This window comes from Ignavibacteriota bacterium (assembly GCA_016707525.1).
Classification (GTDB): Bacteria; Bacteroidota; Ignavibacteria; order UBA10030; family UBA6906; genus JAGDMK01.
Window position 1 is genome coordinate 1 of sequence record JADJHP010000020.1, and the last position, 8,318, is coordinate 8,318.

Here is an 8,318-nt window from a genome sequence, read left to right on the forward strand (position 1 = left end):
ACGGTTCGCGTTCGACACGACGAAGAGATTCTGTGCTTTGAGCTCCGTCCGCACGTGTTCCTTCAGCCGCTCCGGGGTCCAGAGCGCCTCCCCCGTCATGCGGAGCCGGGCCTCGCGTTGTGCCGCCGCGCGGGCCTGGGCTAGACTGCGGGCAAACAGCGAGACCTCCACGCCCAGAGGACCGAGCAGTTCGGCGCGCGGAAGCGGATACTCCTCAACATTCCTTCCGATGCGTAGTCCACGCAACCACTGCGCTGCCTGTGCGATCGGGCCGGTGATGCTCCATCGGACCACGACGACCGTGATAAGGATGATGAGGGCCACCTGGACAAGCAGTCCGAAGAAATTCGTGTACCAGATCCCCTTCAACCGTTCATCCATGAACGACGCATCGTGCGAGAGGAGGATCGTGCCTGAAGCCTGTCGCCCCGATCGGACCGGCCGGGCAAAGAGATGCACGCGGCGCTGGCCAAGGACCTCGAACACCGACACCGCCGTGTCGCGTACCATCGCCTCATACACCAGTGCCGCGACCGCCGGCGACGCGTCCTGCAATGATGCGGTCGATGCAAGTTCTGCACCGCTACTATCAAAAAGGGCCAGGCCGATAAGGCGGGTCTATTGCCGAACCGGTCGACCAGCGCCTTGAGGCGGTCCTGGTCCGCGGAGAGAACGGCGGAACGCATTGCCTCCTCGAACCCCTCGGCAAGTACGTTCGCCCGTGTATCGAGCTCTTTCTCCATCAATTCCCGGTCGCTCTTTACCTGGCTCCAGGAGAAGAGTGCGGCAACCGCCGCGGCAGCGATCAGAAGCGCGATGATCAGGCGAATGGTGATCTTCATCGTCGTACCTCCATGGCATTGGATGGGGGCGGCACGCCAGGCCGCCCGTCACCCGCCAGGATCGTACGGTGCGGGCCAACACCATGCAGTGGCGGCCGTCATCATCTCAGAGAAGAACGATCGGACCGTCTCACACACACAAAGACAGCTCGATCAGGAGAGATCAGGAGGAGACGGGAGACGACGGGGGGGCACGAGAAGGAGACCGCCTCGCGGCCGGATGGCCAGGCACGGCGTCATCACAAAGAGCGATCGCGATCCGGGAACCGGTACGCTGCGCAGGAACGAGTTGCACGATGATCGCCGGTTCCGGTGCCGAGACCGTGACCTGGGAAGGCAGATGCCGTTCCTGAAACAGGGAGACCCGGCCGGGTTTGTGCATGGGGACACGAGCAGGAGCGACGCGTGCGTCCCTTCCAGGGCCGCAAAGCGTGAGCACCTGGAGATGCCCGCCAAGCCCAACCCCTCCGTACACGATGGGGAGGAGGGCGACGATCCCCCTGTTGGTGTTCGCTTCATGGGTGTCATCAAGGCAATCAACAAATCCCGCCGCTGAATTGCAACCCTCCGGGGTGATGGGATCCCAGATCTCCGTGTGTCAGCACGCAACAGGTTCGTTGATGAGCGCCGCGCCCCACCGGCGGGCCGCATCGGGAGCGGCCCGTCCCGGCTCCATCGCACTCGTGAAGAGTGCCGATCGATGGCGGCCGGATCCGGGACGGGATCCACGATCCGCGTATGGGTGGAAAACCAACAGGGGCCCGGAAGTCGTCCTCCCGGGCCCCTGACATTGGAAGCACACCGCGATCACCTCACCAGCAACAGCCGGCGGGTCTCGGTCGTGGTCCCTGCCTGCAAGCGGTAGAAGTACATGCCGCTCGGAAGGCTCTCGGCGTTGAAGCGGATCTCATGATACCCGGCTTCCTGTTCGCCGTTCGCAAGCTCCGCCACTTCGACGCCCAGCAAATTAAAGACCTTCAACTGCACAGAGGCCTTTGCGGGGAGACTGTAACGGATCGTTGTGGACGGATTGAACGGATTCGGATAGTTCTGATCCAGCGTCACGGTCGTCGGCGTGGTCCGGTTCTCCGCAACACTCGTCAGGGAGATACGCACCCTCCATGTGCTGCTGAGCGGGCCCCACCCGCCGGCGTTGCCCGCACGCACGCGCCAGTAGTAGGTACTGGCGAGTGTCAGGCCGGAGACGTTCTTGGTCGTATCGGTCAGCGAAGAATCCACGGACCGGCCGGCGGTGAACAGGGAATCCGTCGCGATCTCGAACCAGTACTTCGTCACACCTGCAACACCCCTGTTCCACACGAAGTTCTGCGTGGTGGCGGCGCTCACGCTGCCGTTCAGAGGGAGCAGCAATACCGGGGCGCCGATCACCACCGGCCCGTTCACCGTCAACGTTGCGCTGTTGGTCTGAATCGTGCCGGCGGGATTCTTGATCACACAGCGGTACTGCGCACCGTTGTCACCGGACCCCGCAGGCGGGATAACGTACCGCGGACCGTCGGCACCAAAAATATCCACCGTGTTCTTCTGCCACTGATACGTGATCGGCGGGGTCCCGGAGACCGCGGCGATGAACACCGCCGTGTCGCCTACCGTGATCGATGCTGACGCCGGATGGCCTGTCACTGCCAGCGGGGCCACACTGCTGACCTTGGAGAGAGACACATCATCGAAGGAGAACACGTCGCCGGCCGAGTCGTACGGCGCAAGGTAGAACATCATGCGGGCATCCGTAGCAACACCGGCAAACCCTGACGCGGTGAACGTCACCGAGTGGTCTTTCCAGGTGGTGTCCAGAGTGATGACCTGTCCCGATACGCCGTACGATGTGAACGGTGACGCATGCTTCTGAATGCTCACGGAGACATCATGGCCGGACGTGCTGTACGCACGGAAGTACAACCTGTATTGCGCACCGGCTTCGAGTGTCACGCCGGTCTGGTACAATTGCACGTTGCTGCCTTCCGTTGCGACCGCCACGCGACCGGCATGCGGGTTCCGCGGGCCGGCCGGTGCAGCGGTGAACGTGGCGCTCCCATTCGTATAGAACGCCCACGATGCCGTTCCCTGTTCAAAGCCTGCATTCGCAAGGACGGAGACGGAGCCCGTGGTGACCTTCAACTTCGCTTCGGCGCTGAAGGTGCTGTCGAGAGTGTTCTTCACGACACACTGGTACACCGATCCGCTGTCGACGAGGCTCGTTGCCGGAGTGGTGTACACGGAGTCCGTGGCACCATTGATCGGTGCGCCGTTCTTCTTCCATTGGAAGGAGATCGGCGGGGCACCCTGGACGCGCACGGTGAAGGTGGCAGGCTGCCCGACGCCGACAAGCTGGTCGACCGGGTCGAACAGGATCGTGGGCGCAGCAGAACTCACCACGATCAGCCGCGCCGCTGCGCTGGGCGTATCGCCTCCGCCATTGCTGACGATGCAACGGAAGAGTGCGCCGCTGTCGGCTTTGCTCACCGGTGGCGTCGTGTACGACGGTTCCGTGGCACCATCGATGTCGGCGCTGTTCTTCTGCCACTTGTAGGTCAACGGTGCCGTGCCGGATGCCTGCACCGTGAATGTCGCGGTCGCACCCACGATCACTGTCTGGTCCGTGGGTTCCTTGTCGATCACCGGCGATGTCGTCCCGCTTCCCACCGTCAGCGTTGCCCGGTTGCTCGTCGCAGTACCATAGTCATTGGTGACCACACACCGGAACGTTGCGCCATTGTCACCGGAGCTGGTTGCCGGGGTGGTATAACTCGAGCCCGTCGCCCCATCGATGTCGGCATCGTTCTTCTGCCACTGGTACCGGAGCGGCGCAGTCCCGCTCGCGCCGACGGAGAACGACGCCGTCGCGCCAACTGCGACACTGCGGTTCGCCGGATGGCTGCTGATGCTCGGGCCAAAGTTCCCTGCACTGCCGCCATACCGTACGATCAGGCCGGGACCCGGCCAGAGGATCTCGATGCCGTGATGGAGGATATTCGACGAGAAGAACGTGATGGAATTCGTCCCGGACTGCAGATCTCCCGTCGGATACGAGCGGATGTTGAAGGCATAGGCATGGTTCCCGCCGTACTCACCATCCGTCCAACCGTTGAACCTGCGATAATTGTAGTCGCCCGGCTCCTGGGCACCGTCGATGCCGTTCCAGGTGCGGACCATACCGACCACTTCCGTGGCCTGCGAGACATCGTCCGTCACGTTGTAGTGAACGTTCACTTCATCAAGGTCGCCGCGTGCCCATGCGCGTTCGGGCATATCCAGGGGTTTATACAATCGCACGTAACTCCCCGACCGTTGCAGGGTTAACCCTGAGACCTCGGGCGACACATACCAGACACCATTGCCATTCCGGATCCGGGCAACGAGCTTGATGCTCCCCGGTGCCTGGTCCGGCACATACCGCGTATCCCACACCGTCTGCCACCCGCCACCCGTCACCGTGCCAACGTGGTTCTTGATGGTCGGTTCGGCATTCGCCGCCAAGCGGCGGCGCGAGTCATGATGATATTCCTGCCAGACCCCGTCGCCGTCCGTGTCGTATCCATCATAATACGCAAGGAAATCCACCCGGTCGGTCCCGCCGCTCACGCTCGCGGAGATCATCGGGTTCTCGCCCATCGTTCCGCTCCCGGAAGGCGACGTGATGCTTCCCGTGGAATGGGTCTTGCCATTGTCATAGTAGACGCGCAGGATGATGCTGTACCATCCGAACTGCCCCCAGCCGAAACCATACGGGCCGGTCTGCCCGGTGTTCGTTCCCTGAAACGTGTTCGTGCCGGTATGCAGGTCCGACAGCGGCACGGGGATGGTGAGGTCCATCTGGGAGATGTAGTTGAAGCCATCATGCCCGTCCGGGATACCGTTACCACCGCCGAGTTCCGGAATGTCGATCCAGCCGTTCCCATTGAAACGGATCTTCTTCCCCGCGGTACCGACGTGGCCGCCCCAGATATTGACGATGGCTTCCGCACGCACAGCACCGGAGAGATCGTCCACGTCAAGGTCCAGTGTGGGATTCGGGAGGAACGCGCCCGCCTGGGGATACACATCGAGGTTGATGTTCGGGTCCGTGACGCGCCAATCGTCGCCGCTCATCGTCCGCATGAATTCCTTGTACACATCACCGGGCTGCGGCGACATCAGGTACTGCGCAGTCGTGGCGAGAGGAAGAGCGGCAACGAGCAGGAGCAACAGGAATGCGCGCTGCACGATGCGAGGTGCAGGGGGCAAATGAGCCATGAGTATCTCCATTCAATGAGAAGGATGTATATGATTAGTAGAGTCCTTGGTGCGGCGGTGTGCCGCAGGGGCGTAGGCCGCCCCATGTACGCTAGCGATCGGAACGCCGTAGGGATTGAGAGCCCTCCGATGCACGAGGGGCTCTCGATCAACGCTCGACTATGTCCCCCGAGAACGAATGGAATAAGGTACTGAAGATGGGAGCTGTTGTCAAGGCACTCCCCGGCTCCAATCGTCCATCCGTGCGGGTGCTACACCTAGAAATGCTTATCCGGACGGCCATCATGATCGTGGTCCCTGCCGCCCGCCATCCGCCCCTTGAGCGACGCCTTGATGGCATAACGGATCCAATGACGGTCCGCCGGATCGTTGGGGTCGAGCGTCCTGCCATTCGCGGTTCTGAACCACGAACCGAGATCGAACTTCAGTACGTAGGGTGTGACGGATTGCCCTTCGGCGACCGTGAAATCCCCCTTCACCTTGAAGTCCTCATCGATATCCGCCTTGAACAGGAACGGTACCCACGTGCCGCCCGGATACTTCACCGATCCGGCGACCACCACACTGTAGCCGACAAGAGAATCGGGCAACAGCGGATCACGCGTCACATCGGACATGCGGAGTTTGTGGATATTGAACTTGATGCCCGAATACTGTCCGGGCCTGATCGTATCCACAGCGATCTGCACGGGGGTGGTATCATGCAACGCGACGATGAAGGGCCCCTTGAAGTGTATCGTGGAATCCCTCTTCCAGCCATCATGGTCTTCCCTGTCCGCGTCAAATCTGCATTCAACGGAATCCCGGAGTCTTGCAGAATCGGGCGCGCCGAGAAAATGGATATCTTTCAGAACGATGAGCGCCTGCGAGACCTCCAGCGATTCGACCGGGGCAAGGACGCCGGTGGCTCCGCTGGTTTTCCCGAGCCGCACGGTACCCTGATCGGCACCGCCGGAAACCATCAATTGGACGCTGCCATTTCCCGATCCCCCGGGACCGGACGATTCCGGTGAGCACCCCACGATCATCACCGCCAGCACAACTGCCATCATCCGCACGAATGTCATGGTCGCCTCTCCTTGTTGAACATTGCCCCGCCTCTTGCATGCTGGTCCGGGCGACATGAACCCCGTCCCGGTTCCCCGGCACAGGAGTCCGCTTCGTCCTCGCCTCCTGATGTCCATGATATCGGAATGGCCACGCCGCTGCAATCGGGAAAACGTTGTATTCCTACGCTACATCGATCGTAGTACCGGAGGTGTCACCCATGCGCAGGATGCAGCGGAATCGGTGGGGCGATCAGGGCTGGTGTGCGGACCGGCGTACCACCCGTGCTGAACGGAGTCTATCCGTTCCGTGTGGCGCACTCGGGGCACTTCCTCGAAGCAACGTGGTTCTCGGAGATCCGCGCGACGTGCTCCTGCACGGTCTCCCATTGTGTCGGCATGCTGGATGCGGCGGCACTCCGGACGACAAGCGAGCCCCGGGTTCGGCAACCTCCGTATGGAGCGCGAGGCCGCTCGGCGACACGAAGGCGTGCGTTCAGCGATTCGAAATCGAAGGGCTTGGTGATGAAATCATCCGCTCCGGCGTTCATCCCCTCGAGGTAACTCCCCTTCCCGCCCAGAGCAGTGAGGATGATGACATACGGATACACGGGCCTGCGATCTGCCCGGATCATGCGCGTGAACTCAAGCCCGTCGATGAACGGCATCATCCAATCGGTGATGACGACATCCGGGTGTTCCGCGCGGTAGAGTTCCCATCCTTCCCGGCCGTCGTTGGCCGCGATGACATGAAACTTCATCGACTGCAACTTGGTCATCAGGACAAGTTTCGAGACCGCATCGTCTTCAGCTATGAGTATCTTCATCCGGCAGGATCCCTTGCGCCTTCTCTGCGAGTTCTTCCCTGTCTATATCAAGACCCGTGCCCCTTTTCCGCACCGTGAATTCTCTCGAAATTGCGCAGCTGAGGGAAGCGCTTCCGGAGGGGGTGAACAATAGTGGCCATGAGCCCCAAAAAACAACGATGCCATCGGCAACAATCGACGTTCCTAGGTTACACCCTTCCAAGACTTCCGTTGACTTTCTGCGGGATGAGCAGTATACTTTCGCATGTGTCGGGCACCCCGTGGCCGCTCCGCCGGCCCCAGACCGGTGCATGGACACTGCCTGTCGCCACATCCGCACCGTCCACACGAGCATCCGGTTCCGCTCATAGGCATACCGCTGCTGTAGGCACAGCGTCGATACCCGGCATGATCGACCGTTCGCGCAGTGCGTAGTTTTCCCCGCCCCTGGGACATCCTCCCCCCGGGCACTTCCACACTCAACGACACGTCAAGACAAGGATAACATGAAAGCGGTCAATCTCTTTGACCTCGTGGTGATCTTCTACTTCATCATCATCGTAAGGGATCGGTCTGTTTCTCTTCCATGAAGGTGAACAAGGAGGGGAAAGATATTTCACTGCGGGTGGCTGCATGATCCCGTGGTGGATGTCCGGCCTCTCGCCGTACATGGAACTTCAGCACTGGATCTTCACCGGGGCGGCAAACTTCGCGTATTCAGCCGGGTTGTTCACCACGCTGTGCTTCGCCATCTCCCCTTCACCTACGTCATCGGCGTCGCTCACCGCACGGCGGTAGCCCTTACGCGATCCCATTCACCGTTGCAGTACACCTACACGAGTACCGGTATACGACCCGGCAATTCATGGGATTCGTAGGTCGCGACGAACTTCTCGCTCTCCCGCCGGTGTGCGGCTCGCCTCCTCCCGTAAGCTCTCTCTGCTCGGTGATCGGTATCGATATGACGCTCATCGTGCTGCTGATCCGGCACCATCGTCTCGATCCACAATTTTCCTTGGCGGACTCTGGGCGACATGGCGATGGATGTGGTGCAGGGGTGATCTGCTCGGTATCACCTTCATCGTAATGCCCATGAGCCTCGCCGCTCGTTGGCGCCCCACCAACCTCTTCGACAGTTGCCGCCGATCGCTTCGACCACACCTACAACAACGTGCCGCTACACCTAGCACTGGTTGATCTCGATCTTCATGATCACCTCACGGGCTTCGCCGCGAGCGAGCACCAGAAGGTTCTCCGTGGTGAAGAAGAAACATGCACGCCGAGTAGGCTGGACCCGCTGCCGCGCTCGCCTGACTGCCGTACCGCTGGTGTTCCGGCATCCCGCCGCTCGTCGCGAAGGTGTGCTGGCC

5 protein-coding genes are annotated in these 8,318 nt (G+C 61.2%); all 5 read right to left on the reverse strand.

Annotated elements, in window-relative coordinates; genetic code table 11:
• Window positions 1–555: hypothetical protein (locus IPI01_20725; protein ID MBK7260181.1), on the reverse strand; the 555-nt coding region annotated here is incomplete at its 3' end.
• Between the two features lie 1,094 nt (window positions 556–1,649).
• Window positions 1,650–5,096, reverse strand: coding sequence for a carbohydrate binding domain-containing protein (locus tag IPI01_20730; GenBank protein ID MBK7260182.1), 3,447 nt, complete (start codon window positions 5,094–5,096; stop codon window positions 1,650–1,652).
• A gap of 257 nt (window positions 5,097–5,353) precedes the next feature.
• A complete protein-coding gene (locus tag IPI01_20735) occupies window positions 5,354–6,163 on the reverse strand; it encodes a hypothetical protein (protein ID MBK7260183.1) in 810 nt (269 codons plus the stop codon).
• Window positions 6,164–6,441: 278 nt separating this feature from the next.
• Entirely contained in the window at window positions 6,442–6,969 is a 528-nt protein-coding gene (locus IPI01_20740) for a response regulator (protein ID MBK7260184.1), read from the reverse strand.
• Between the two features lie 656 nt (window positions 6,970–7,625).
• Entirely contained in the window at window positions 7,626–7,763 is a 138-nt protein-coding gene (locus IPI01_20745; GenBank protein MBK7260185.1) for a hypothetical protein, read from the reverse strand.
• Window positions 7,764–8,318 lie beyond the last annotated feature (555 nt).

What these genes read in the sequence shown, in the direction of transcription:
- IPI01_20730 (MBK7260182.1), bottom strand. Translation starts at nt 5,096, where the DNA reads ATGGCTCATTTGCCCCCTGCACCTCGCATCGTGCAGCGCGCATTCCTG.
- IPI01_20735 (MBK7260183.1), bottom strand. Translation starts at nt 6,163, where the DNA reads ATGACATTCGTGCGGATGATGGCAGTTGTGCTGGCGGTGATGATCGTG.
- IPI01_20740 (MBK7260184.1), bottom strand. Translation starts at nt 6,969, where the DNA reads ATGAAGATACTCATAGCTGAAGACGATGCGGTCTCGAAACTTGTCCTG.
- IPI01_20745 (MBK7260185.1), bottom strand. Translation starts at nt 7,763, where the DNA reads ATGGGATCGCGTAAGGGCTACCGCCGTGCGGTGAGCGACGCCGATGAC.